This window comes from Flavobacterium laiguense, assembly GCF_003097655.1.
In the GTDB taxonomy this organism is placed as follows: domain Bacteria; phylum Bacteroidota; class Bacteroidia; order Flavobacteriales; family Flavobacteriaceae; genus Flavobacterium; species Flavobacterium laiguense.
In genome coordinates, this window is the sequence record NZ_QCZH01000001.1 from 35621 (window position 1) to 59687 (window position 24067).

The 24067-nt window shown below is 36.8% G+C and carries 21 protein-coding genes and 2 tRNA genes; 4 read left to right on the forward strand and 19 right to left on the reverse strand.

Annotated elements, in window-relative coordinates:
* Positions 1-37 precede the first annotated feature (37 nt).
* The 3 genes from DB891_RS00160 to DB891_RS00170 form a co-directional block, all read right to left on the reverse strand.
* Positions 38-1048, reverse strand: a complete 1011-nt coding sequence (locus tag DB891_RS00160) for a 4-hydroxyproline epimerase (RefSeq protein ID WP_116759393.1) — start codon at positions 1046-1048, stop codon at positions 38-40.
* Positions 1048-2634: an aldehyde dehydrogenase (NADP(+)) gene (locus tag DB891_RS00165; RefSeq protein ID WP_116759395.1), complete on the reverse strand. Its 1587-nt coding sequence runs from the start codon at positions 2632-2634 to the stop codon at positions 1048-1050. The genes DB891_RS00160 and DB891_RS00165 overlap by 1 nt, the downstream gene beginning before the upstream one ends.
* A 178-nt stretch (positions 2635-2812) precedes the next feature.
* A complete protein-coding gene (locus DB891_RS00170; protein WP_116759397.1) occupies positions 2813-3718 on the reverse strand; it encodes a dihydrodipicolinate synthase family protein in 906 nt (301 codons plus the stop codon).
* A gap of 163 nt (positions 3719-3881) precedes the next feature.
* On the opposite strand from DB891_RS00170, the gene DB891_RS00175 reads away from it, so the two are divergent.
* Positions 3882-4727 carry an AraC family transcriptional regulator gene (locus DB891_RS00175; protein ID WP_116759399.1) on the forward strand — a complete coding sequence of 282 codons (846 nt, stop codon included), beginning with the start codon at positions 3882-3884 and terminating at the stop codon, positions 4725-4727.
* A gap of 96 nt (positions 4728-4823) precedes the next feature.
* On the opposite strand, the gene DB891_RS00180 is transcribed toward DB891_RS00175, so the two are convergent.
* The 6 genes from DB891_RS00180 to ruvC all read right to left on the reverse strand — a co-directional run bounded on the left by DB891_RS00180 (position 4824) and on the right by ruvC (position 8956).
* Positions 4824-5519, reverse strand: coding sequence for a PH domain-containing protein (locus tag DB891_RS00180; protein WP_116759401.1), 696 nt, complete (start codon positions 5517-5519; stop codon positions 4824-4826).
* Between the two features lie 73 nt (positions 5520-5592).
* Positions 5593-5964 carry an MmcQ/YjbR family DNA-binding protein gene (locus tag DB891_RS00185; RefSeq protein WP_116759403.1) on the reverse strand — a complete coding sequence of 124 codons (372 nt, stop codon included), beginning with the start codon at positions 5962-5964 and terminating at the stop codon, positions 5593-5595.
* Entirely contained in the window at positions 5961-6362 is a 402-nt protein-coding gene (locus DB891_RS00190; RefSeq protein WP_116759405.1) for a GNAT family N-acetyltransferase, read from the reverse strand. Before DB891_RS00190 ends, DB891_RS00185 begins: the two co-directional genes overlap by 4 nt.
* 11 nt (positions 6363-6373) lie before the next feature.
* Positions 6374-7153 carry a cyclase family protein gene (locus DB891_RS00195; RefSeq protein WP_116759407.1) on the reverse strand — a complete coding sequence of 260 codons (780 nt, stop codon included), beginning with the start codon at positions 7151-7153 and terminating at the stop codon, positions 6374-6376.
* 89 nt (positions 7154-7242) lie between these two features.
* On the reverse strand, positions 7243-8388 hold the full coding sequence (gene hemW, locus DB891_RS00200) for a radical SAM family heme chaperone HemW (protein WP_116759409.1): 1146 nt from the start codon (positions 8386-8388) through the stop codon (positions 7243-7245).
* Between the two features lie 13 nt (positions 8389-8401).
* Positions 8402-8956 carry a crossover junction endodeoxyribonuclease RuvC gene (gene ruvC, locus DB891_RS00205; protein WP_116759411.1) on the reverse strand — a complete coding sequence of 185 codons (555 nt, stop codon included), beginning with the start codon at positions 8954-8956 and terminating at the stop codon, positions 8402-8404.
* 154 nt (positions 8957-9110) lie between these two features.
* Here ruvC and DB891_RS00210 point away from each other — a divergent pair, with 154 nt between their 5' ends.
* Positions 9111-10079 (forward strand): lysylphosphatidylglycerol synthase domain-containing protein, encoded by a 969-nt coding sequence (locus tag DB891_RS00210; RefSeq protein ID WP_116759413.1) that lies wholly within the window; start codon positions 9111-9113, stop codon positions 10077-10079.
* Between the two features lie 15 nt (positions 10080-10094).
* A complete protein-coding gene (locus tag DB891_RS00215) occupies positions 10095-11192 on the forward strand; it encodes a glycosyltransferase family 2 protein (RefSeq protein WP_116760299.1) in 1098 nt (365 codons plus the stop codon).
* A gap of 69 nt (positions 11193-11261) precedes the next feature.
* On the opposite strand, the gene DB891_RS00220 is transcribed toward DB891_RS00215, so the two are convergent.
* From DB891_RS00220 to DB891_RS00230, 3 genes are all read right to left on the reverse strand, one after another.
* Complete coding sequence (locus DB891_RS00220; RefSeq protein ID WP_116759415.1) at positions 11262-11555, reverse strand: type II toxin-antitoxin system RelE/ParE family toxin; 294 nt, start codon at positions 11553-11555, stop codon at positions 11262-11264.
* Complete coding sequence (locus DB891_RS00225; protein WP_124019474.1) at positions 11555-11824, reverse strand: hypothetical protein; 270 nt, start codon at positions 11822-11824, stop codon at positions 11555-11557. Before DB891_RS00225 ends, DB891_RS00220 begins: the two co-directional genes overlap by 1 nt.
* A gap of 167 nt (positions 11825-11991) precedes the next feature.
* Positions 11992-12468, reverse strand: a complete 477-nt coding sequence (locus DB891_RS00230; protein WP_116759419.1) for a hypothetical protein — start codon at positions 12466-12468, stop codon at positions 11992-11994.
* A 112-nt stretch (positions 12469-12580) separates the two neighbouring features.
* Between DB891_RS00230 and DB891_RS00235 the strand changes: the two genes are divergently transcribed.
* Positions 12581-13081 carry a DUF456 domain-containing protein gene (locus DB891_RS00235; protein ID WP_116759421.1) on the forward strand — a complete coding sequence of 167 codons (501 nt, stop codon included), beginning with the start codon at positions 12581-12583 and terminating at the stop codon, positions 13079-13081.
* 62 nt (positions 13082-13143) lie between these two features.
* Here DB891_RS00235 and DB891_RS00240 read toward each other — a convergent pair.
* From DB891_RS00240 to dnaE, 7 genes are all read right to left on the reverse strand, one after another.
* Positions 13144-13217, reverse strand: a tRNA-Asp gene (locus tag DB891_RS00240).
* Positions 13218-13644: 427 nt separating this feature from the next.
* A tRNA-Asp gene (locus DB891_RS00245) sits at positions 13645-13718 on the reverse strand.
* Positions 13719-13804: 86 nt separating this feature from the next.
* Positions 13805-14743, reverse strand: a complete 939-nt coding sequence (locus DB891_RS00250; protein ID WP_116759423.1) for a DUF58 domain-containing protein — start codon at positions 14741-14743, stop codon at positions 13805-13807.
* The gene (locus tag DB891_RS00255) at positions 14740-17310 is read right to left on the reverse strand and encodes a M1 family metallopeptidase (RefSeq protein WP_116759425.1); all 2571 of its coding nucleotides are present in this window, start codon (positions 17308-17310) and stop codon (positions 14740-14742) included. Before DB891_RS00255 ends, DB891_RS00250 begins: the two co-directional genes overlap by 4 nt.
* 85 nt (positions 17311-17395) lie before the next feature.
* Positions 17396-17713, reverse strand: coding sequence for a thioredoxin (trxA, locus tag DB891_RS00260; RefSeq protein WP_116759427.1), 318 nt, complete (start codon positions 17711-17713; stop codon positions 17396-17398).
* A gap of 321 nt (positions 17714-18034) precedes the next feature.
* Complete coding sequence (locus DB891_RS00265; RefSeq protein ID WP_116759429.1) at positions 18035-18961, reverse strand: outer membrane beta-barrel protein; 927 nt, start codon at positions 18959-18961, stop codon at positions 18035-18037.
* A gap of 176 nt (positions 18962-19137) precedes the next feature.
* Positions 19138-23661, reverse strand: a complete 4524-nt coding sequence (gene dnaE / locus DB891_RS00270) for a DNA polymerase III subunit alpha (RefSeq protein ID WP_116759431.1) — start codon at positions 23659-23661, stop codon at positions 19138-19140.
* Positions 23662-24067 lie beyond the last annotated feature (406 nt).

A 24067-nucleotide genomic window follows, 5' to 3' on the forward strand; every position in this document is an offset into this window, starting at 1 on the left:
ATTAGTGCCAATTTGTGTAATTCGTGGCTAACTTTTTTTAAATTACCTGAAATCCAAACGCATACGGATCGTCATCTTCGTCAATAACAATATTATTATAGCCATATACTTTTGCCCAACCTTGAATACTTGGCACTATGGCTTTGATGTCTCCAATGGTGGTTTCTTCTACTACTCTGCCAATAAACTTGCTGCCTATATAGCTTTCATGAATGTAATCTTCTCCTTTTTTCAATTTTCCTTTCGCATGAAGTTGCGCTAATCTTGCGGATGTTCCTGTCCCACAAGGAGAACGATCGATAGCTTTATCTCCATAAAAAACCGCATTTCTACCCGAAGATGTTGGATCTAATGGTTCGCCCGTCCATAACATATGACTCACATCACGAATGGTATCATTCTCAGGATGGATAAATAGATTCGGATATTTTTCGTTGATTCGTTTACGAACTTCTTGGCTGTATTGCACAATTTTGCCAGCAGTAAAATCCTGTACTCCCGAAAAGTTTTTTTGCGGATCCACTATGGCATAATAATTTCCGCCGTAAGCGACGTCAAAAGTAATCGCGCCCAATTCAGGGCAATCAACCGTTAATCCTTCGGCAGCCAAATACGATTTGACATTCGTCAAACGTACCCAATCCACTTTTTTACCGGTTTGTTGGTATTCTATATTAACCAAACCAGCAGGAGCTTCCATTTTAATTTTTCCAGGGATTTTTGGAGTTACCAATCCTTCTTCTATAGCAATAGTAATGGTTCCAATAGTTCCGTGTCCACACATGGGCAAACAACCGGAGGTTTCTATAAAAAGAATACCAAAATCATTGTCCGGATTGCTTGGCGGATACAGAATACTTCCACTCATCATGTCATGACCACGTGGCTCGAACATCAATCCCTTACGAATCCAGTCATATTCTTTTAGAAAATGTTGTCGTTTCTCGCTCATATTAGCCCCAATAAGATTAGGACCTCCACCAGCAACTACTCTCACAGGGTTTCCACAGGTATGTGCATCAACACAAAAAAAAGTTTTTCTTGGCATTATACTATCGGTAAAGAGGTTTGTTTATTATTAACAGATCTAAAGATTCCTAATGGATTTTCATTTTGCAATTCCGTAGGCAGTAAATCATTCGGCCAGTTTTGAAAACTAAAAGGTCTTACCCAACGTTTCACCGCGTGGATTCCAACAGCGGTAAACCTAGAATCAGATGAAGCAGGATAAGGGCCACCGTGAATCATTGAAGGACAAACTTCAACTCCGGTAGGCACACCATTCATAATTAGTCGTCCTACTCTATTTTGCAAAGAGGCTATAACACTTACGTAATTTTTAATTTCAGATCCTTCGGAAAGGATTGTAGCGGTTAATTGCCCGTCTAGTTGGTTAATTATTGAAACCAATTGCACTTCATCATCACATTGCACGATAATAGAAAACGGACCAAAAACTTCATGGCTTAAGGTTTCATTTTCTAAAAATGTTTTCCCATCTACTGTAAGCAACGTTTGAGAAGCATAATTTGGGGCTATTTCTCCTTTATATTCCGCAACGGTAAGTACACCATTTTGAGATTTCAACAATTCTTTTCCTTGATTAAAGTCGGCTTTAATGGAAGGATGTAACATACAAGATGGAGCAATTTTTTCAATTTCGGCAGACAACTCAGAAATAAAACGAGTTAAAGATTCTCCTTTTATACCCAATAATAAACCTGGATTGGTGCAAAACTGCCCCGTTCCCATCGTGATGGAACCTGCATAAGTTGAAGCCCATTTTTGACTTTCATTTTCTAAAGCTTTTGGCAAAATAACCACTGGGTTTATACTCCCCATTTCGGCAAAAACAGGAATGGGTTCCGGACGTTGTGCCGCCAAATCATATAACGCTCTACCGCCTTTGATACTTCCGGTAAATCCAACCCCTTTTACGAGAGGATGACTCACTAAAGCACCTCCTACAACAACTCCACTACCTATAAGATTTGAAAAAACACCTTCTGGCATGTTTGTCTTTTGCGCTGCTTTGATAACTGCCGAAGCCACCATTTCGCCAGTACCAATATGCATCGAATGGCTCTTTACAATTACAGGACATCCAGCTGCCAAAGCCGAAGCGGTATCGCCTCCAGCTGTTGAAAAAGCAAACGGAAAATTACTGGATCCAAATACAACAATTGGTCCTATAGGAACCAACATTTTACGCAAATCTTCTTTTGGGAGCGGTTGTCTACCTGGAACTGCAGTATCCAATGTGGCCTCTACCCAACTTCCCTCCATAAGCATATCGGCAAAAGAAAGCAGTTGAAAAATGGTTCTACCCCTTTCCCCTTCGGCACGTCCTCTGGGCAAACCTGATTCTGTACAATAGATCTCCAATAACGGATCTCCAATCGCTAAAATCTCGTCTGCAATAGCATTCAAAAAAGCTGCTTTTTCTTTGCCTGAACAATTTTTATAAACCTTAAAAGCCTGATCCGCCAAAGCAACTGTTTTTTCAATCTCCGCTTGGGTGGCTTCTGTAAATGTCCAATCATTTTCAATATTAAGCTGTGGATTTATCGTTTTAAACGTTTTGGTTCCACTGGCCACAAGCTGACTTCCTATATAATTTTTCCCTGTAATCATTGTCTGAATTTAATATCATTAACATTAATTTATAAGCTAACATTTGGTAAAAAACAAGGCTTAAAATCCCATAACGACAAAATGTCGAATCAAGAGATAGTCTTAAGTAAGACTATCCCTGAACCAACTTTAAGTAACCAAACTTAACTAAATAACCTAACTAAAAGAACTGGCATTATTATAAATTAGGAAGAGTGGGTCTTGTTCTCAATCCTTCATTAATTATAGCCAGAACTCTTTCTCTTTCTGCTCCTTGAAGCGTCAATCTAGGCGCACGAACATATTCTGTCCCTAAACCTGTAGCTACCTCAGCCAATTTGATGTTCTGAACCAAAAAGGCATTAATATCCAATTCCAACAAAGGCAAAAACCATCTGTAGATAGCTAAAGCTTCATCAATTCGTCCAGCTTTTGCCAATTTGAAAATAGTAACCGTTTCTTTTGGAAAAGCATCCACCAAACCAGAGACCCATCCATGAGACCCCATCAAAATACTTTCTAAAGCCAATGTATCCACACCAGAAAGAATCTTCAAACGGTCGCCAAAACGATTAATGATTCTAGTCACATTCGAAATATCCCTAGTAGATTCTTTTACGGCCTGAATGTTATCGAATTTTAATATTTCTTCAAACATATCCAATGTAACCTCGGTTTTATAATCAACCGGATTATTGTATACCATAATAGGCAATGAAGTGTTTTTTGCAACTTCAGAAAAATAAACAACAGTTTCATGTTCTGATGCAGCATAACGCATTGGTGGCAACATCATTAGTCCTTTTGCTCCATCTTTTTCAGCTTGGTTTGCTGCCGCAATAGCCCCACGAGTCGTTTGCTCTGCTATGTTCATAATAATAGGAACTTGCCCGCCAACAATTCCAACAGTACCTCTAACTAATTCTCTTTTTTCTTCTTCTAATAAGGTACTGGCTTCTCCAAGAGTTCCCCCTAAAATTATCCCACTAACTCCTGCTTCAAGCTGTGCTTTTACATTCACTTCAAACATGTTGAAGTCTAATTTGTCATCCGCTGTAAACTTGGTAGTAACTGCCGGCATTACGCCTTTCCATTGAATACTCATAATCACTAATGTTTTTTTTTCAAAATTAAATATTTGACACAGATAAAACCTTTAATAAATTATCCACAACAAATACTATATTACCCTGTACTAAAAAATATTAATAAATATTGAGTAATATATGCAAATATCTTTTATATTTGAATCAATTAAACCACTAAAAATGAAAGTATTCCCCTTTAAAATACCAAAACCGAAAGAAGAGGCGCTGATTTATCAAGAAGATAAAGAAGTTGTTTTTTATGGTAAATTACACCAACATGAAGAAATCCAAATTAGCTACATTGCCAATGGTGAAGGGAATATTCTTGTTGGAGATACAATTACTGGCTATCAAAAAGGAAATCTTGTTGTATTAGGAAGTAATCTACCCCATGTATTTAGAAGCGAAATCAATGCTGATGAAACATCTATTATGATGACCTTATTTTTCACAGTAAATTCTTTCGGCAACAATTTCTTTGATCTCCCTGAATTTAAAATACTCGAATCCTTTTTTACTTCCATAAAAAATGGTTTCAAAATAGATAGCATTTCACAAAAAACTGTAAATCAATTCAAGAAATTAAAAAAAGCCAATGAGTTTGATCGCTTTATACTGTTTTTTAAAATAATAAAAAGCATTTGTCTCCATGAGAAAAAAGCACTTTCCAATTTCATCTATGACAAACCTTTTACGGATAGAGAAGGTAAAAGAATGCAGTTGGTTTTTGACTATGTGATGACCAATTACCAAAGGGACATTTCTTTAGAGGAAATTGCGTCCTTGTCTAATATGACTAAAAATGCCTTTTGCCGTTATTTTAAATTAAGAACCAATAAAACATTTTTTCAGTTCTTGATTGATATTCGTATCGAACGGGCAAGTAAATTATTATTGAAGAATCGTGAACTTTCTGTTATAGAAATTGCCGAATTATGTGGTTTTAACAACATTTCCAATTTCAACAGAAAATTCAAAGAATTGAAACATAGCTCTCCATTACAATATAGGAAATCAAATACCTAAGGAATCCGTATCATTTATTGGAAAGCAAATAAAAAACAAAACCCGACAAAAATTAATTTGTCGGGTTTCGTTTTTTAAATACAGTTGCAGTTTAGACTACATATAACTCAAGATCTCTTTTTTGAGAGCATCATACTCCCCTTGCAGAATCAAACCGTTATCGAGTAGCTTTTTATAATTTTGAAGTTTCGCAAAAAGTTCGTCTTGTGTCAATTCGCTTGCCTTTTTTTCAGCTGAAGTCGTTGTGCTTTCTACAATAGGTTCTGCATAATTAGAAACTACTGGCATTATTTCGGCAAAATCAGTTACTTCTTCTGTTTCCATTTCTTCAATCAATTCTGACTCATGGATTAATGACGGAGCAATTTCTTCAGTTATTACAGAGGTTACAGCCCCATTTTTCAAAATATCCAATTGTTCTTTGGCATAGGTAAATATTTTACGAGCTTGAATCTTCGGAATATAATCAATCGAAACCTGCATATCTGTTTTGGTGGAAAAAGAGAATTCAGATCCCAATATGTTTTCCTTTACAAAAGTCCCCTCGATGTCATCCCAAGTATAATCAATAAAATTCATGGATAGACCCAGATTTTTGGGTTGGCAAATAATAATCCTTTTATTGGTCATCACAATACTATCCGGAAGTACGGTCAATGCCGGTTTTTTTTGCACAGCAATATACCCGATTACTTCGTTTTTCATCAAAATATCATTCAATTTTGAAGTGACTTTCTCGATAGCTTTTGGGTCTTGTTCTTCGTTTAAAAACTTTTTAAATTGTTCTTTCATTTTTTTATAAAGTTGCTGAGTTACTAAGTAACTGAGTTGCTATGTTTTTTTAATTGTTATACAAAAGTAATGCCTAATTTTCTAATTCAATAATTTCACTTTGGATTTTCTTAGTCAAACTTTTAAAAACCAACTCATAAGAATGATCAATCAATTCTTTGATCAGAGAATCCGAGGCATCCTTATTTACTCCAATCGTGTTCCAATGAATTTTACTCATGTGATAGCCCGGTTTAATATCGCCATATTGTGCACGTAATTCTTGAGCACGATCTGGATCGCATTTCAAATTGACCGATGGCTCCCCTTTTTCCCATTGACTTAAAGATGACAAAGCAAACATTTTTCCGCCTACTTTGAAGACCAACGTATCTTCATCGAAAGGAAAATGTTCCGTAACTCCTTTTTTGGAAAGGCAATATTCGTAATAGATTTCTAGATTCATATTTTTATTTTTTCCATCATTCTTTCTGGGTATGCCAAGGCGCTGAAACCAAATTTCTCATACAAAAAATGAGCGTCTTTGGTCGCCAATCTCCATATTTTAACCTCTTTCAAAACGGGTTCCTCCATCATCGCTGAAATTAAGATTGAAGAATATCCTTTTCCTCTATGTTCTTCGGTTATAAAAACATCCATCATATAGGCAAAAACCACATAATCGGTAATCACTCTGGCAAAGCCAATTTGGACATCATCGAGATAAATTCCAAAACAAACCGAACTATCAATGGTTCTTTGCACTTCATCGATGGTTCTTCCAGCAGCCCAATAAATATCTTTCAAAAAATCTTGAATGAAAGGAATATTCAGCTTTTTTTTATCTGTTGAAACGGCAATCATACCTATTTATTTTAAATTTCTATTTGCCCATTAATTGTCAAAGGCTGATATAATATGGGTTTACTCGGACTGGCATCATTTTCGAAAGAAGCGATTTGTAAATTCAACAAATAACTGCCGTCTTCCACTTCTTCTGGAACATAAATCATTTCAGTAATCGTGCAATCCAATCGCGCACTAGCATTTAAATTGTTTACATCTTTTACATTCCAAAATGCTTTGTGCGCCAATAATTTTCCTTCATCGTGTTCTTTGTCTACACTTGGCAAATCTATCAATAAATGTTTGATGCCGTTTTCACGAATGAAAAGTGCCGCATCCTCTGCCAGATAAGGCGGATTGGTATTCGAATAATTAAGGGATTTTTTTATTTTAAAATTGGGTAAGGTTCGAATAACTATAGCTTCCGGTGTTTTCAAACCCAATGCTATTTTAACTTGATTTCTAGAAATCACCAAATCTTCTCCTTTCATTTCAGGGACAATAGAAATCAGTTCTGCCAAAAAGAAAAATTGTTTCAGCGATTGATTAATACTGTGAAATTCTCTGGTAATGTGTCCCAAACATTCCGTATGTGTTCCGTGTCCGTGTGGGTTGAAGGAGATGTTATTGAAATTTGTAGAAGCGCCATCTTTTATACTCCCAATCCATTCTCCAAAAACTACGGGTTCTATTACAGGTTTTTCGATATACCATGCGATAGGATTCTCCTCAGTATTGGTTATGGGAATAGAAATATCAATTGGTTTTGATAGGTCGACTTTAAATTCGTTGTTGATGTTTGCTATCATAATTTAACGCGGATTTTACAGATATACTAACGCGGAATCAACGGATTTTACATCAGCGTTGTTTACATCCGTTTTATTTGAGTTCTATTTTATTCCAAATTTATAAAAAACAAATCACTTGCAATTCCATCGGTTAAAAACTTTCCTTTTGGAGTTGGTTTCAAAATGTTATTGTCAATAGAAAGTAAATCATCGTCAAGGTATTTCTGGGCTTGTTTTTGCAAATACTCAAGGTATTCGCTTCCAAATTCTGTTTCAATTCGATCCAAAGAAACTCCCCAAATCGTTCGCAAACCGGTCATAACATATTCGTTGTAACGGTCGGCTGTAGATAAAACTTCTATTTCATTTGGCAATATGTCTTCCTGAATCGATTTTAAATAAAGAGAATTATTCGAAATATTCCAGCTTCGGAAAATCCCATCATAACTATGAGCCGAGGGACCAATTCCCAAATATTTCTTCCCCAACCAATAGGCCGAATTGTTCTTTGAAAAATAATTAGCTTTCCCAAAATTGGACAATTCATAGTGAATAAAATCATTGGCTTCCAGCGTTTCCACCAAAATCGAAAAGTGTTCCTGAGCAGATTCATCATTGGGTTTGGCTATCTTTCCGGTTTGAATGAGTTTATTCAAAGCCGTTTTGGGCTCGACTGTCAAAGCATAACTCGAAATATGCGGTATCCCAAAAGACAAGGCCGTTTCTATGTTTTGCTTCCATTTCTCGTTACTCATTCCTGGAATTCCATAAATCAGATCGAGAGAAATATTATCAAAATATTTTGTCGCTTCTGCCAAACATTTTTGAGCTTCCGCCGAATTATGCGCACGATTCATCATAACCAAATCATCTTCGAAGAAGGATTGAATTCCGATGCTGAGTCGGTTGATACGGCTTTTAGACAATTCGACAATTCGTTCGCTTGACAAATCATCAGGATTAGCTTCGAGGGTAATTTCTGGGTTTTCTACAACCCTATAATGGTTGTAAACCTCGGCAATCAAAAATTCAATTTCTTCTGTCGTCAATACCGATGGCGTTCCTCCTCCGAAATAAATGGTTTCAACTCCCGAGAATTCGGGATCATTCTGAAACTCCTTTTTACGCATTTGCAATTCTTTGGCAATAGCCAAAACCATTTCGTCTTTCTTCTTCATTGAAGTCGAAAAATGAAAATCGCAGTAATGGCAAGCCTGCTTGCAGAAGGGTATGTGTATGTAGATGCCGCTCATTTAGTAGTCTTCATTACTTTTTAACTCGATCTTCATTATTCTTTACAAATGCATCCCAACCCGTGTAACTCTTTTCTCCAATCACTTTCCCCGAATTAAAAAAGTGACAAACAGCTGCCGCTAAACCATCCGTTGAGTCAAGGTTTTTGGGCAATTCTTTCAATCCCAATAATTGTTGGAGCATTTTGGCCACTTGTTCTTTACTGGCATTTCCGTTTCCGGTGATCGCCATTTTTATTTTTTTAGGCTCGTATTCGGTAATGGGAATGTCTCTGGAAAGTCCAGCAGCCATAGCCACCCCTTGCGCGCGACCCAGCTTCAGCATCGATTGTACGTTCTTGCCAAAGAAAGGAGCTTCAATCGCAATTTCATCAGGATGATGTGTTTCTATTAACTCGATGGTGCGTTCAAAAATGATTTTTAGTTTCTGGTAATGATTGTCGTATTTGGACAATTGCAATTCGTTGAGTTGCAAAAATTCCATTTTTTTATTGACAATTTTTATCAATCCAAAACCCATAATGGTGGTTCCGGGGTCTATTCCTAATATGATGCGTTCTTTTGACAAGGTTTATTTATAAGTTGTTACACAAAGATACTCGAAGTTAACACAGAGATTCGCAAAATTTAATTTAGCTAAAAAACCTTTGCGTTCCTTTGCGAATTCTTTGTGAATCTTTGCGAAATAGCATTTTCACGACGATTTTCCTTTACTTTGCGGTATGATTTCAATTTCACACAAAACTAAGCATTTCCTCGTACTTCTAGTCAAACTTTTGATTGTAGGCGGTGCCTTTTATTTTATATACAATCAACTGGCCAACAACGACAAACTAGATTGGCAGAAATTCTTGGTGTTGTTTCATAAAAACCAATCGGTTTTAGGAATCGTTTTTATCTTGTCATTAAGTGTCTTCAATCGATTTTTTGAAATATTGAAATGGCAAAATTTAGTGGGGTTCATTCATGAAATTTCACTGGGCGAAGCGACTAAACAAGTTTTGGCCGCACTGACCGCTGGGCTTTTTACCCCCAATGGTGTGGGGGAATATGCCGGAAAAGCATTATACTTTGATAAAAAAGACACCAAAAAAGTCGTGTTTCTAAACCTCGTTTGCAACGGAATTCAAATGATCTTGACCGTAGTTTTTGGCATTTTTGGATTGTTGTATTTCAATGCTCAATACAACGTGATTACTACCAAAACGGTAGCGGTGCTTTTTGGGATTTTGGTAATCCTATTTGCTGTTTTATTTTCAGCCAAAAAAATCACAATCAAGGGCTATTCTATAGAGAGACTAATTCATAAAATTAACGAAATTCCAAAATCAATTCATCAAAAAAACGCCATCTTGGCTATTTTTAGATATTTGGTTTTCTCGCATCAATATTATTTTTTGTTTTTGGCGTTTGATGTCGATTTACCCTATTTCATTTTAATTTCAGCCGTATCCAGCGTTTATTTTTTAGCTTCTTCTTTGCCTACTTTTCAATTCTTGGACTTTGCCGTAAAAGGGAGTGTGGCGGTTTATTTCTTCGGAATACTGGGCGTAAACGAATGGGTGGTGGTTTTTGTCACTACCTTAATGTGGTTTTTGAATGTGGTTTTGCCGGTTATTATTGGAAGTTATTATGTATTGAATTTTAAGGCATCCCAAGCCCATAAAGAGAAAATCATAAAAACAAATTAATCTCATTAAAGTATGATTGCAATTATTCTCAGTGTGATTTTGCTTATTTACCTAATTACCATGGGTTGGCTTATTTTTGGGTTTACCAAAATAAATTCTTTTGAATATCTTGGTTTGACACCAAAAACCAGCTTTACCATTATTGTTCCTTTTCGGAATGAAGCCGAAAATTTGCCGCTTTTATTAGAAAGCTTTTCAAAGCTGAATTACCAGACAGATTTGTTTGAAGTGATTTTGGTTGATGATGAATCGGAGAAAGAGTTTCAAGTTTCAAGTTTCAAGTTTCAAGTTTCGGTTATAAAGAATATTCGGGGTTCAAATTCGCCCAAGAAAGACGCTATTACAACGGCTATGCGAATCGTAAAAACCGACTGGGTCATCACCACCGACGCCGATTGTGTGGTGCATAAAAACTGGCTGTTAAGCTTAGATAATTTCATTCAGTTGCATCACGTTTCGATGATTGCAGGAGCCGTTACTTATGATTGCCAGAATTCGTTTTTACATCATTTTCAGCAATTGGATTTGGCCAGTTTACAGGGTGCAACCATAGGGAGTTTTGGAATCAAAAAAGGATTTATGTGCAATGGCGCCAATTTCGCCTATACCCAATCGTTTTTTCAAAAACTTAAAGGTTTCGAGGGAAATGCTGCAATTGTCAGTGGCGATGATGTTTTTTTGTTGCAAAAAGCGATAGCCCGATACCCCGAAAAAGTGGCTTATTTAAAATCGAAGAATACCATTGTAACGACAAAACCCGTGAATGATTGGAAATCGTTGTTTTATCAGCGCGTTCGCTGGGCCTCCAAAACCACTTCCTATCAAAGTGCTTTCGGAAAAAGGTTGGGACTACTTGTTTTTATGGTAAATTTCGGTTTGGTTTGTTGCTTTGGACTTACCGTTTTTGGTTTGCTTTCTTTTCCTATTCTTGGATTGTACTTCCTGATTAAATTTGGAATCGACGCTGTATTGATAGAACAAACCAATCGTTTCTTGACTAAACATAAAACCCGCTATTTGCTTTTAAGCAGTTTGTGGTATCCGTTTTTCAGTACTGCCGTGGTTTTGTATTGCTTGTTTGGGAAATACGAATGGAAAGGGAGGCGGTTTTAGTCCCGAAAGCTTTCGGGAGCAGAATTTAGATTAACGATTTTTGATGTGATACACTAGGAGATAACCTCCTTATTCTAACTGTTTCCCTGGGTTTTGCTTTGTACTAAATATCCGAGCGATGAATACAGTTCCTTCTTTTTCTTCTTTGTAGAGTAACTTATAGTCTCTTACAATGATTCTTCTGTATTCAGGTTCTATTTCGTCTCGTTGGTATTGTTCTACAAAATGAAGTCCCCTAGTTGCTTTCAAAATATCGTTTTTTACATTTTGAGCTCCTTGAAGTGATTTGACTTTATAGTATTCAAAAATAGCTTTAAGTTGGTCTTTGGCAGTATTCGTCCAAATTATTTTTAATGGAGCCATTACCAGTTTTGTGATTCTTTTTCTAAATCTTCTTGAGCAGTATACTCTCCTCTTTTGATTTCAGCTTCGGCTTCGGTTAAAGATGTTTTATATTCTTCTCTATTTATTGGTCTTTTGTCTATATCAAAAGCAACTATTTCTTCTTCCTGATAGGTTTCTATAAATGCCTTGACCACTTTCAATAGTCTGTCATCAGCATCATTGATGTATTTTAAAACGCTATCTCTTAACTCTAAAGCTCCCATTTTGTTCTCTTTTAAGTATATCAAAGGTAATTATTTTGTCTTTATTTTTTTAAATGAAGACCGTTAATTTTATTTCAAAAAAAATCTTGTTATAAAAACGTATGCCCTAGCCCAGATGGAAACGGCATCCTGTTGTCCCGGGGTTCGGGACAACAGATATAGTGTACAGCTGGAAATAGCTCCTTGAAAAACTACTCCACTTTTAGAATTACGGGAAGTATAAACTGGGTTTTTACGGGTAATCCTCGTTTGATGGCTGGATTTATTTTTGGAAAATCCACCAAACGGGCTTTTAAGATACTGTCAATTTTTATGGTATCATAAGCCACCGAATCTTTGGGAAATTGCGGCTCGAATTGCATGGTTGCATTGGGAAAAATAGTCACTTTTACTTCTATGGTGTCCAACTCCGGATAAAGCATCGCCAAAGTGTCGTTGCTCAATTTCTCTTGTATCAATTGAGTCAAAACCTCAAAAAAGCATTGCTCACGCTGCTTTTTGTCTTCAATTTTATCGCAATCGACAACCGACGGGTATTCATCGACTTCTTTCCAATTGATGGCTTTCAATTCCTTTTGCAACAATTCCTTTTCGGAAGGCACTTGCTTGTCAAAATATTGACAGGAATTAAAAAGTATAAAGACTAGAAAAAGGGAATACTGCTTCAATGTTTGTTTTTTGAATGGGACTAAGATGCTATAAAAATACAATTATTTTTCTCATATTCGTAAAGGAAATTGATGTTGCATTTTCGGCATCAAAATTACTAAAAATATTTTTATGGATATTCTACTTTTACTATTGGGTTTTATATGTGTTGTTGTGGGGTTTTTTGGTAGTTTCTTACCTGTTTTACCAGGACCAAGCATCAGTTGGGTTGGAATTGTATTGCTTTACTTTACTACTGCTGTTCCTGCCAATTATTGGATTCTGGGTATTTCGGCATTGATCACTATTGCGCTAACTGTTTTGGATTACACTATTCCTGCGAAGGGAACCAAGAAATTTGGCGGGAGTCCGTATGGCATTTGGGGAACCAATATCGGTTTGATTGTTGGCATCTTTGCCCCAATTCCTTTGGGTTTTATTATTGGCCCATTTGTGGGTGCTTTTGTTGGCGAACTCATTTACGATTACAAAGACCATCAACGTGCTTTGAAAGCGGCAACAGGATCTCTACTGGGCTTTCTGGCTTCCTCCTTTATGAAGTTTGTGGTGTGCATGATGTATCTGGGATTGTTCCTTTGGATTGTATGGCAAAATAAAGCGACTTTATTTTAAAAACATAAATTCTACTCCATAAAAAAAGCCTTTCCGTGAAGAAAGGCTTTAAACAATATTTGCGGTCTGGACGGGACTCGAACCCGCGACCCCATGCGTGACAGGCATGTATTCTAACCAACTGAACTACCAAACCTCTGCTTTATTGCGGTGGCAAAGATACAATAGATTTTCGTTTACGCAACAATTTTATAACACAAGTATATAAAAAAAATTCAAACCCCTTAAAATCAAAGCAAACCGATGTGGATTTTATAAAAATTCGGATGTAATCGCCTGTTTATTCCTCGATTTAGGGTTAATCAAGGCAATTCAAATAGAATTTAATGCTGCAAAAAAGATGAATTTCTTCTTATTCCGATTATCCAAACTTTGATTCTTGGTCGATTTGAACGGATTACAAACTTGCTTAAATCAAAAAAGCTATCCACAAAGTGGAAAGCTTTTCATTGGTCTAACTACAAACCGGTCTCGCCTTTTGACGAGAAAACAACACAACTAGCTTTAGATACTGCATATTGGCAAAAAAGCCTTTCTGTTACGAAAGGCTTCCCCAATATTAGCGGTCTGGACGGGACTCGAACCCGCGACCCCATGCGTGACAGGCATGTATTCTAACCAACTGAACTACCAAACCTCTGCTTTATTGCGGTGGCAAAGATACAATAGATTTTCGTTTACGCAAGTCTTTTGTTAAAGAATTTCGAATGTTTTTTTACAATTTTACCCAAAGTTTTGTTTTTCAACTAAGTAGGCCAACAGGATTTTCTCAAAACTTTCGCCAACCCCCACAGGAATGTACTTTATTTTGTTCTGAGCACAGGTTAAAGCTAGCTTTTTGAAGTAGTTTCCAACCTGTTTCTCGTATTCTTCCTTTACATTATCCGCAAAAACCACTACCTCATCTCCTGTTTCTACATCGATAAACTTCCTTGGCGCATTGTCAAAATCAAATTTTAGCTCCGTTTCATTGTCTACCACATGAAACAAAACCACTTTATGCTTGTCATGTTTCAAATGTTGTAAAGCATTAAAAAGTGCTTCTTCTCCCGACCCTTCGGGATTGGACTGAAACATATCCGTAAACAAAATAATCATCGAACGCCTATGAATTTTCTCGGCAATCTGATGCAAATAGGTAATCGTGTCGGTTTGTTTTTTCTCTTTTGTGTCTTCCAAAAGGCCTTCCAGTTTGTTCAATATCATTCTATGATGCCGATCACTCCCTTTCTCCGGCGCGTAATACTCATAACTATCCGAAAACACACTTAATCCAACTGCGTCCCGTTGTTTCTTCAACAGGTTCATTAAAACCGCCGATGCCAATACCGAAAAACCAATTTTACTTTCATAGAAAGACTGATTCTCCTTCAACTTAGGATAATGCATCGAAGAGGAATTGTCTATAATAATATGACACCTCAAGTTGGTCTCTTCCTCATAACACTTGGTGTACAGCCGATCCGTTTTGGCAAACAATTTCCAATCAATATGTTTGGTACTCTCTCCAGTATTATACACTTTATGCTCGGCAAATTCTGCCGAAAATCCATGAAATGGACTTTTATGCATGCCCGAAATAAAACCTTCCACCACTTGATTGGCTAACAATTCCAAATGCTGAAAACTGGATATTTTTTCTATTTGCGATTCGATTTTCATTCTGTATCTCTTTTTATTTTTTGAGCACGGTACAAGCCGTCTGTAGCCTGCAGCAATTTTCTTTTCAGAACAGGGCTGAAATCTGGATTTTCTTTAAAAAAAACAGCTACAACATTATAGGCAAAATTAGATGAATATCTTCCAATACTCGCTGTCAACCATCTTTTAGGAAAAAAAAGATCTCCTGTTCGTTGAATTTCTTCAACTAGATCCAGACAGAAACGGAGGTGTTTCTGACTACTTCCTTGGCGCAACGGATGATTTAAATATCCTAAAGCCGATATTACCCATGGTGCCTTAACTCTATTTTTCTCCTCTTTCAAAGACAACATGAACGCATCTCGAACTTCTTGGTCATCTGATAGTGACGGTAATAAAAAATCCAGTCGCTTTTGTTTATCTGGATTCGTAGTTGACAACCTTGTCTTCTCCATAATTTCTACAGCTTTCGGATGTTGAAAAACCGCTAAATCCATTGCTATATTCGCATAATCGTCTTCGTTAAGTTTTAGATTATTGAAAACATCTTCTTTATTCCAAATTCGAAACAATCGCTCCTTTCCTGTTTCTGAATACGCAATAGAATTAAATAACCCGAAAAATATTTTTTTAATATTTGGAGGCAAGTCTTTCTTCAATGATTCGTAAGCAAGATTTTCCAGTCCTTTTTGATTGGCCTGCTGTTGTTTTTCTGTAAAATACATCCAATAAATATCTCTCAATTGACCTGACAACAATCGTACAATTAATTCGTTTTTCTCCATTTCAATTCCTTTCAAAAAACAACCAAAAGCCATTATAGGAGTTATTTTCCCTGTCAATACATTTTCATACAGATTGATATAGCTATAGGCTCGGGCCACTTCATTCGGAATAACGGCTATTTGACTCAAATTGAACGCATCCACAGGAAACACACCATAGCCATAACCGTTGTAATTGTAAATAATCACATTAGGCTTTGTCAAACCAATAGCTTCTTTCAATTTAGTAACTCTTCCTTCTAGCCTTACTTTTATTACCTTAACACTATCAGGATATACTAATCCTATTTCAAAAATTTGCGGCCATACATTAGAGGAACCGTCTTCAGCTTTTTGATGGATTTCAAAACTTTTGATTTTATTTTTAGCATCATATACTACGACGTCATTCAGCAAAGGTCTACTAGATTGATTTACCCAAACTTTACTCCATTTTTTTATATTCAATGGTGTTTCTTGATCTAAAATTACGACTAAATCATTCCAATCCGCATTGTCATTAGCGAATCTCTGCATATATTTCTGAATTCCTTTTTGAAAACGATCAGCCCCCATTGCTGTTTCCAACTGACGCATCATTATGGGCGCTTTGTCATAAATAATGCTTCCATAAAGCGACCCTGCATTTTTAAGATTGGGCAGCGTTTGTTTAATAGGATGTGTTCCTGCCGAACGATCCTCACCATAAGCCGCTGGGTAATGAGCCAACACAAATTGCAAGTCGTGATTAATTTCCGGAAAAGTAGGATTCATGATTTTGTCGGCCATAAAATTAGCAAACACTTCTTTCATCCAAACATCGTCAAACCATTTCATGGTGACCAAATTACCAAACCAAGTATGAGCAGTTTCGTGGGCAATTAGTTTCCCTCTATCTAATTTTTCGGTGTTAGTAGCGCTATTATCCAAGAACAAAGTAGATTCTTTGTACTGTATTGCCCCTACATGTTCCATTCCGCCAAACGGATGAGCGGGAATCGTTGCAAAGTCAAATTTTTGAAAAGGAAATGGCCGTTGCGTGTATTTTTCCAAAAAAGACAAAGACTTTTCGTGTAAATCAAAAATCACATTGGAACTGGCTTTTATTTTAGCGGTATCACTTTCGCGATACAACATTGTCATGTTAAAATGCCCTGGATTCATTGTGACTTTAGCAAATTTCCCAGCTACAAACGAGAACAAATACGTACTCATCTTGTCTGACTTTTTAAAATGATACGTTACAAAATCATCTTGACTTGTTTGTTCAGCCACCACAGCTCCAGTCAAAACTTCCCATTCTTTAGGCGCCGTAATTACCATAGTGTAAGTAGCTTTGATATCGGGCTGGTCAAAACATGGAAACAGAGTCCTTGCTCTGTCAGGAACCAGTAAGGTATAGAGGTAATCACTATTTCTATTCAATGACAAATTCCCGGCCGCAAATTCAATTTCAATAATATTTTGTCCTAATTTCAACCATTTTTTTGGAATAATAAGGTGTTCTTTTTCATGAAATACCGTTATTGATTGCCCGTTTATCATCATCGATTGTAAACTTTCCTTCTTTTCGTTAAAATCAAAATACAAAGGCTGATTTACGTCAGATATTTTCAGCTGTACTACGAGTTTCGATTGAATCGATTGTTCTTTATCCTTAGGTATAGCAAAAGATAAATTATAAGACACCTCCGAAAGTTGTTTTTTACGAAAACTCGCCAATTCTTTAGAAACCCCTTCTTGTACTAACGCATCCGAAGGCTGAATCTCTTGAGCTGAAACAGCCATCCATAAGAAACAAAGCAAAATACTGGAAATTCTCATTGTATTAGAAATTTTAAATTTGGTTAAAAATAAAAAAAAGGCTTGACTTTCGCCAAACCTTTTTATATAAACTATAATCTTACGATTACAACAATGCGTCTAAGCTATCTGCATACGTTTGTTTTGGAGCCACTCCTACTTGTTTTCCTACTACTTCTCCGTTATGGAAAACCAATACTGTCGGAATGTTTCTAACACCGTATTTCGCGGCAAATTCTTGGTTTGCATCTACATCCACTTTCCCTACAACCACTTTTCCTTCGTACTCGTTGCTTAGTTCGTCAATGATTGGCCCAACCATTCTACAAGGCCCACACCATGCTGCCCAAAAATCTACCATTACTGGTTGCGTTGCTTTCAAAACTACTTCTTCAAAAGTAGCGTCTGTTATTGCTAATGCCATATTATTTTTTTTTATGTTTAAATACTTATTTTTAACTAGAGAACAAATTTAGAAATTAAAAACCAACCAAACGCCATTCCCAAATTAGTTTTCATTATAAATGTATTGTTAATAGCTATTTTCAAATGATTAGGAGCTGTTTCCTGCTATCCGTTGCAATCTTTTTTTCACCCTGTCAGGGTTTTGAACCCTGACAGGGTGAAAAAAAAAGGATTTCCACTACTATCAGGGCTAAGGCATTCCGTATTTCAAGAGTATTTAAAGCGAAAAAAAAAGACCCTCTTTTCAGAAGGTCTTTAGCATATTTTCAATTGTATTTGATTATAGACTGTATTTCAATCCAAGAGTCAAACCTAAACCAGAAATTCCAACATAAGAACTTAATTCGTCCATTGGCTTAGAAGAATCAACCCCATTAGGATTCGTTAATATATTGTTAGAATTAACATCTAAACGATCTACATAATTCGTATTAATTTGAGCATTAGTTCTCGTTGCCAAAGCATCTTGACCATTTCTAGTAAATTCCGTAGTCTCTTTCGTTTGACCATGTACAGTAAAATTACGGTATTCCAATTCTGCAAAAGCAGAAATGTTTTTAGCTAATTTATATGATGTCCCTAAAGCTGCTGTAAATCCTAATGTTGGATTTGGTTTTACTTTATCAACACTATGTACTGCTACAGTTGCAGGATTAGCAACTCCGGTTGGAGCAATTGCGTCAGTTGTGATCTCTAAATCTCCGTGAATTGGAATCAAAACCCCAACTTTTGTATAAGGCTCAAAACCATATTTTTCACCCAAAAACAAAACCAAAGCTGGTGCTAAATCAAAAGCGGTAATTTGTCCTACTGATTTAAAGTTGTAAACTGGTTTTCCTCCAGACACAAAAATTGCATCGGTAGTAGTTTGCGCCATTTTTTTATCAATACTAGAATAATAGTTAACTCCCATTTCAACTCCTAAACGAGTATTAAATCTATATCCTGCTGTTAATCCTGTTCTGAAACCTTCTCCAAAAGATCCTGTGATGCTTTCTTCAGAAACTAGCTTTCCTCCAACATAAGTTCTATCTAAAGGCAAGTTACCTCCAACAGTTGGAAATTCTGTAGCAGCAGTTTGCATAAAATAAGAACCACCTAATTTAAAATACCAAGTTTCTGGTTTACTGTCTGCAGTATTTGTAGTTTGCCCTACCATAGTCATAGTAGAAACCAATAATCCTAATAAAAATAATTTTGCTTTCATTTTTGAAATTTTAATTTGCGCAAAAATAAAGTAATTTTAAGTATTTTATTTAGACACATTAGACCTCTCAATGCCCAATCAGCGCCATTTTCAACACTTAAGCTATTTTTTTACTATGCACGCATAATTTTAACAAAAAAGGCTGTAAAACTATTTTAAATTTAACTTTTAAAAAATCAATTCAGCTTAAAGTTAATCTGCATTTTCTCTAATTCGAACAACAATTCATTCGAAATTTGAATTTTTAGCCTTCTGCTCGCCATCGACAATTTGGTCACCACTTTTATTTCTTCGACTTCAGTGACTGTTTTTGTTTCCGTCGCTTCAACCGCTTCTTCATTTTCATCCACAAAAGATTCCTCTTCGTTTTCAGCAAACTCAGTTGCCGTTTCAACAATTCGCTTTATCTTTTCCAACTCCATGATTTCAAAAGTCACGGTGTTGTCTCCTTTGTTTTCCTGAAAAAGACGATTCAGTTTATGAATAAATTCAGCTTCCAAGTCATTTACATTCAATAAAAGAATCAGTTTTTTAGCAAAAGTACTCAACACATCCTGCAAGTATTGCACCAGTACAAACTGCATTCTGGGATCGGTTTTTTTACCTGTATCTTGATTCACCCAACCTTCTTTTATCATCACTTTCATGAAAGTAAAATTGTTCTGAATAAAGAAATGCCTAAACTTTAAATACTCTTCGCCAAAAATTTTAAATTCATAACTTTCGTCATATCCTTCTAACATAAAAGTTCCCCATCCTTTACCATTCTTCGCCACACGGTGTTGCACATTGGTAATAATTCCTCCAAAAGTGAGGCTCTTACCAACGTAGAGCTCCATGTTTTTCAAAGCTTCGAGTTTGGCATTGCAAAAATATTTCATCTCAAACTTATAGTCGTCCAGCGGATGTCCCGAAATATAAATCCCAACCACTTCTTTCTCTTTGGCTAGTTTTTCCATCGTGCTCCAGTCTTCACAAGGCGGTACGATTGGTTCTGCGATTTGCACATCGCTGCTTTCGCCAAACAAGCTTACCTGCGATGAATTTTCATTTTCTTGAAATTTAGATCCATACTTAATGGATTTTTCATAGAATGTAATTCCGTCACCATCATCATGGAAATATTGCGCTCTGGTAGTTCCTTCAAACGAATCAAATCCACCAGCCAAAATTAAGTTTTCGAGTGCTTTTTTATTCGCCGCACGCAAATCAATACGCTTGGTTAAGTCAAAAATAGACTTGTATTTTCCATCTTTTCTGTTTTCCACAATAGTTGCCACCGCACCTTGCCCAACTCCTTTTATGGCTCCCATTCCAAAACGCACCGCATAATCATCATTTACGGTAAACTTGTAAAACGATTCATTAACATCGGGTCCAAGAACTTGCAATCCCATTCGCTTACATTCCTCCATAAAAAAAGAAACTTGCTTGATGTCACTCATATTATTAGACAAAACCGCCGCCATATATTCGGCTGGATAATTGGCTTTCAAATAGGCCGTTTGATAGGCAACCCAAGCATAACAAGTCGAGTGCGATTTATTAAAGGCGTATTCCGCAAAGGCCTCCCAGTCTTTCCATATTTTTTCCAGTTTGTCTGCGGCATGCCCTTTGGCAACAGCCTGATTGACAAATTTAGGTTTCATTTTGTCAAGTACATCCTTTTGTTTTTTCCCCATCGCTTTACGCAAAACGTCGGCATCCCCCTTAGAGAAATCTGCCAGTTTTTGGGACAAAAGCATTACCTGTTCTTGATAAACGGTAATTCCGTAGGTATCTTTTAGTAATTCTTCGCAGGCCTCCAAGTCATAAATAATTTCCTCTTCCCCGTTTTTTCTTTTTACGAAACTTGGAATATAGGCAATCGGTCCTGGACGATACAAGGCATTCATGGCAATCAAATCGGGAAAAACCGTAGGCTTTAATTCCTTCATGTATTTTTGCATTCCCGCACTCTCATACTGAAAAATCCCTACTGTTTCACCACGTTGAAAGAGCTCGTATGTTTTCACATCATCAATAGGAAATGTGTCTGGATCGAGATCTATGTTGCTTCTGTATTTTACTAATTTAACGGTGTCTTTGATCAGGGTAAGGGTCTTCAAACCCAAGAAGTCCATCTTCAGCAAACCAGCACTTTCTACGACCGAGTTATCAAACTGCGTGACAAACAAATCCGAATCCTTGGCGGTAGCCACGGGAACGAAATTGGTAATATCACTTGGGGTAATAATCACCCCACAGGCGTGAATTCCTGTATTTCTAAGATTCCCTTCTAAGACTTTGGCTTGTTGAATAGTCTCTCCACCTAAATCTCCTTCATTGGCAATTTCGATTAACTCCTTAATCTTATCGTATTCTTCCGGTCGAACTGCTTTCCTTATGACATCTTCTTTCTCATTCAGGAAACGAGCCAGATTCCATTTGGACGGCATCATTCCCGGAATTAACTTCGCAATTTTATCGGCTTCAAATAATGGTAAATCCAACACACGCGCCGTATCACGAATCGCCGATTTGGTCGCCATTTTACCATACGTGATAATCTGCGCCACTTGCTTCGACCCATATTTTCGAATCACATAATCCATTACGCTGCTTCGTCCTTCATCATCAAAATCGATATCAATATCGGGTAGTGACACACGATCAGGATTCAAGAAACGCTCAAAAAGCAGGTTGTACATCAAAGGGTCGATATTGGTAATTTTCAAGCAATACGCCACTACCGATCCCGCCGCAGATCCCCTTCCTGGCCCCACCGAAACGCCCATGCTTCTGGCCTCGGCAATTAAATCCTGTACAATCAGGAAATACCCCGGATAACCGGAATTCTTAATCGTCAATAATTCAAAATCCAATCGTTCTTGAATTTCTTCAGTAATTTCTGGATACCTGCGATTCGCTCCTTCAAAAGTAAGGTGTCTCAAATACGCATTTTCCCCTCGTACTCCACCATCTTTTTCATCTTCAGGGTCGTTGAACTCCACCGGAATTTCAAATTTAGGAAGCAATACTTCACGAGCTAAATCGTAAATTTCAATCTTATCCACAATCTCCGAAATATTCGAAATCGCTTCGGGCAAATCAGCAAAGAGCTGTTTCATCTCCTCTCCCGACTTGAAATAATACTCTTGATTAGGCAAACCATAACGATAGCCGCGACCACGACCTATAGGTGTGGTTTGCTTTTCGCCATCCCGCACACAGAGCAAAATATCGTGTGCGTTGGCATTTTCTTTGTCGATATAAAAAATATTGTTGGTCGCAATCAATTTTACTTCGTGCTTTCTGGCCAAAGTAATCAAAGAGGTATTCACACGATTTTCATCCTCTTGATTGTGACGCATCAACTCAATATACAAATCGTCTTGGAATTCATTTTTCCACCAAAGCAAAGCTTCTTCGGCTTGATTTTCTCCCAGATTTAAGATTTTGCTTGGTATTTCTCCATAAAGATTCCCAGACAAAACAATAATATCTTCCTTATACTGCTGAATAACTTTTCGGTCTATTCTGGGTACATAATAAAACCCTTCGGTATAGGCGATAGAAGACATTTTGGCCAAATTATGATAGCCTTTTTTGGTCTTCGCCAAAAGTACTATTTGGTATCCATTGTCCTTAACCGATTTGTTTTTATGGTCTTCACAGACAAAAAACTCGCAACCTACAATTGGCTTCATAGGAACTTCGGTAGGCTCCTCGCCGTTTTCTATAGCTGCTTTATTTTTGGATTCGGCTGCTTTATTATGGTATAAAATATCACGAACAAAATGGAAAGCTCCCATCAAATTGGCGTGATCGGTCATCGCCACCGCAGGCATTTTTTGTTGTGCCGCCGCTTTGACCAATGCCGCAATACTGATGGTGGATTGCAAAACCGAAAACTGTGTATGGTTGTGTAAATGCACGAAAGGCGCATCGACTAATACCTTTTTGTTCTCATTCAGTTCTTCTTTGGAAACTGAAACCGCTTGTTTTTCCCCAAATTGAAGTCGGATTTTGTCCGAAGCTTCTTTTAGATTGATATGTTTTAAACCAATCAGCTCAATTTCATGTGGATTTTTACTTTTAAAGTCCTTGAAATAACCTACCTCAACATCAAGTTCTTCTTTGGTAAAAATATCTCTACGGATTAATTCCAAGAAACAACGCGTGGTTGCCTCGACATCGGCAGTGGCGTTGTGCGCTTCCCCAAAAGGTTTGTTAAAAAGATAGCTATGTAATTCTGTTAGCGTTGGTAATTTGAATTTCCCACCACGTCCACCGGGTAGTTTTAATAAAGATGCGGTAGCCTCAGTACAGGTATCTAGGATTGGCATTGAACTCATCGGACTTTCAATTCCCATTCTATAGAATTCGCATCCCATAATATTGATATCAAAACCTAGATTCTGACCCACAATAAACTTGGCTTTACCCAAAGCGACATTGAATTTTTCTAAAACTTCGCCCAACGAAATTCCATCGGCTTCGGCCAACTCGGTAGAAATTCCGTGAATACGCTCGGCATCATACGGTATATTAAATCCCTCGGGTTTTACCAAATAATCCTGATGCTCGATGAGTTTCCCCATATCATCGTGCAACTGCCATGCGATTTGTATACATCTTGGCCAGTTGTCTGTGTCAGAAATGGGTGCGCCCCATTTCTTGGGTAATCCTGTGGTTTCGGTATCGAATATTAAATACATAACTGAATGTGAGGTGTTTGCAATTCTAGAAAATCACAAAAAATGAATTTCAAAATTAGGTTATTTTTTGCTGAAATTTATTCTCTTAAAAAAATATTTATCTACAAAAAATTCAATCACAAAATAAAACCTTAGCTCATTTTCAAATTATGCTTGAATAATAAAAAACCCTCAAATATTCATTTCTTCTCCTTTTTGGACGTCGTAGTTTTTACCAAAAAAAAGGTGGCCTCAAATCTCCTATAAAGCTTTATTTACAGCTAAATAAATTGATTATTTAATTCATTTTTATCAAACAGTCAAAATGCAAACCACAACAACAATCACGATTATTAAAGATTTTATGGTTGTTTTTTAAACAAATCTCCGTTTTACATGCTGTTTTTACGATAAATTTACGAATTAC